The organism is Methylophaga sp. UBA2689 (assembly GCA_002354555.1).
Taxonomy (GTDB): domain Bacteria; phylum Pseudomonadota; class Gammaproteobacteria; order Nitrosococcales; family Methylophagaceae; genus Methylophaga.
The window spans coordinates 41,271-42,032 of the sequence record DELT01000032.1 but is presented as its reverse complement, the minus strand read 5'-3'; the positions used below and the strand labels follow the sequence as shown (position 1 = coordinate 42,032).

The window sequence follows — 762 nt, the reverse complement described above, 5'->3', positions numbered from 1 at the left end:
CTCAATTTTGGCTTTCTCGGCAGCATCTTTCAAACGTTGCAAGGCCAATGGATCTTTACTCAGATCAACGCCCTGGTCTTTCTTGAATTCAGCAACCAGATAATCAATGATGCGTTGGTCAAAGTCTTCACCACCCAGGAATGTATCACCGTTGGTAGCCAGTACTTCAAACTGATGCTCACCTTCGATATCAGCAATTTCAATGATAGATACGTCAAACGTACCACCACCCAAATCGTATACAACAACCGTGGAATCACCACGTTTTTTGTCCATGCCGTAAGCCAGCGCTGCAGCGGTTGGTTCGTTGATGATACGTTTGACTTCAAGACCGGCAATCTTGCCAGCATCTTTAGTGGCTTGACGTTGTGAGTCATTGAAATAGGCCGGAACGGTAACAACCGCTTGAGTGACTTCTTCACCCAAAAATTCTTCAGCGGTTTTTTTCATTTTCATCAAAACGCGAGCTGAAATTTCAGGCGGAGCCATTTTTTTACCATTGGCTTCTACCCAGGCATCACCGTTATCCGCTTCAACGATTTTATACGGCACCATATCAATATCGCGCTGTACTACATCGTCTTTAAATTTACGGCCAATCAAACGCTTNNCGTGAAATCAAGTCTTCTACCAACGATTCCAGCTTGGCACGGGTCAGGCGGATTTCCATATGTTTAGGACCACTGGCATCTGCAGTAATATACGGCAGATTAATGTCCGTTTGTGAGCTGGAAGACAACTCAATTTTGGCTTTCTCGGCAG

General features: G+C 45.0%; 2 pseudogenes. Both read right to left on the bottom strand.

Annotated elements, in window-relative coordinates:
* Window positions 1-609: pseudogene (locus B3M51_RS03470) on the bottom strand (Hsp70 family protein); the annotation flags it as partial.
* A gap of 7 nt (window positions 610-616) precedes the next feature.
* Window positions 617-762, bottom strand: a pseudogene (locus tag B3M51_RS14445) (Hsp70 family protein); the annotation flags it as partial.